3 protein-coding genes are annotated in these 1,804 nt (G+C 76.1%); all 3 read left to right on the forward strand.

Translation table 11 applies throughout. The annotated features are described in order from the left end of the window. Positions 1-105 precede the first annotated feature (105 nt). The 3 genes from AC0CYZ_RS10205 to AC0CYZ_RS10215 all read left to right on the forward strand — a co-directional run bounded on the left by AC0CYZ_RS10205 (position 106) and on the right by AC0CYZ_RS10215 (position 1,804). Positions 106-540: a sterol carrier family protein gene (locus AC0CYZ_RS10205; RefSeq protein WP_472214864.1), complete on the forward strand. Its 435-nt coding sequence runs from the start codon at positions 106-108 to the stop codon at positions 538-540. Positions 541-630: 90 nt separating this feature from the next. Further along, entirely contained in the window at positions 631-1,431 is an 801-nt protein-coding gene (locus tag AC0CYZ_RS10210) for an SAM-dependent methyltransferase (protein ID WP_472214866.1), read from the forward strand. Then, positions 1,424-1,804: a hypothetical protein gene (locus AC0CYZ_RS10215; RefSeq protein WP_472214868.1), complete on the forward strand. Its 381-nt coding sequence runs from the start codon at positions 1,424-1,426 to the stop codon at positions 1,802-1,804. Before AC0CYZ_RS10210 ends, AC0CYZ_RS10215 begins: the two co-directional genes overlap by 8 nt.

The following is a 1,804-nucleotide window of genomic DNA, read 5'->3' on the forward strand; positions in this document are numbered from 1 at the left end:
GCGTCGGGTCCGTCGCGGGCGTCTTCCCAGGGCTCACGCCGGCACCGCTGGGCGTCGTCCGGTCCCGCACCTCCTGACCGGGCCGGCGCGCATCAGAATGGGCGGGTGCCACCCCGCCGTCGCACCGACCCGCACGCCGGCCGTGCCGCCCTCACCGCCTGGCGGACGGACGCCGCCTCGCTGACCCGGCCCCAGCTCGCTGCGGCAGTCCGCTGGACGCTGGAGGAGCTGGCCGAGCGCAACCCCGGGCACTCCACCGAGGTGCGGGTGCCGCCGTTCGGCGCGGTGCACTGCGTGGAGGGCCCACGCCACACCCGCGGCACCCCGCCGAACGTCGTCGAGACCGACGCCCGGACGTGGTGCGCCCTCGCGCTCGGCCGCGCGCGGTTCGACGACGCCGTCGCCACCGGTGCGGTGCGGGCGTCGGGACACCGGGCCCCGCAGGTCGGGCACTGGCTGCCCCTCGCGGGGACGGACCCCGACGCGGCCACGCCCACCGACACGCCCGCCGATCCCGGGGTCCGGGACGGTGCGTGCTGATCCGGTGCCCGACGACCGTCCCCCGATCGGTGACGCGCCCACGCGTGATCGGCGCCCGTATGCTCTCGGTGACCGGGGGGTGGTGACCCAGTGACGCGTCCGACGTGGGCGCCGCAGGAGGTCGACATCGATCGTCCGAGCGCGGCGCGGGTGTACGACTACTACCTCGGCGGCAGCCACAACTTCGCGGTCGACCGCGAGATGGCGCGCGAGGCCATCGCCGACTGGCCCGACCTGCCGCTGATCATGCAGGACAACCGGGCGTTCATGCGGCGCGCGGTCCGGCACTGCCTCGCGTCGGGGATCGACCAGTTCCTCGACGTCGGGTCCGGGATCCCGACGGCCGGCAACGTCCACGAGGTCGCGCAGGCCGAGAACCCCGCGGCGCGTGTGGTCTACGTCGACATCGACCCCGTCGCCGTGGCGCACGCCCGGGCGCTGCTGGCCGACGATCCCCGCACCGGTGTCGTCCACGCCGACTTCCTGGACGTCGGCGCGGTGCTCGAGGCACCGGACACCCGCGCGGTGCTCGACCTCGACCGCCCGGTCGCGCTGCTCGTCGTCGCGCTGCTGCACTTCGTCGGTGACGAGCGCCGCCCCGGCGAGGCGCTCGCCCGGTACCGCGACGCGCTGGTGCCGGGCAGCCACCTGGTACTGAGCCACGCCTCCGCCGACGGCGCGCCGCAGGTGGCCGACGACCACGCGGCGCTCTACCGCCGCACGGCCACCCCCATGTCGATGCGGCCCCACGGCGAGGTGGTGCGCTTCTTCGACGGCTTCACGCTGCTCGACCCCGGGGTCGTCCACATCCCCCTCTGGCGTCCGGACGGCGCGATCCTCGACGGGCGCGGGCGCAACCCGGGCTACGCGGGCGTGGGACGTCGTGACTGACGCGGGCGCCGTCGAGGCGCTCGCCCGCGCGTGGGCCGTCGAGGTCGAGGGCACCAGCTACGTGCCGATGGGGTCCGACGAGCTGGTCGAGTACCTCACCGAGATCAGCGCCGACCTCGTCGCGGCGCTGCGCGCCCGCCCCGCCGACACGACGGTGGGCCTCGCGGCCGGCGCGCGGCTCGTCGCGGCCCACTTCACCGGGCCCTCGACGCTCGAGCGCACGATCGTGCTGCTCTCGACCCGGCTGCCCGACCTGCTCGGCGACGTGGTCCGCGGGGACGTCGCCGCGCTCGTCGGTGCCCTGGCGTCGGGCTACGCGACGACCCTGCGGGACCGCACCCTCGACGAGCAGGAGGCGATCGGCGCGCCGTGA

This window comes from Actinomycetospora sp., assembly GCF_055612215.1.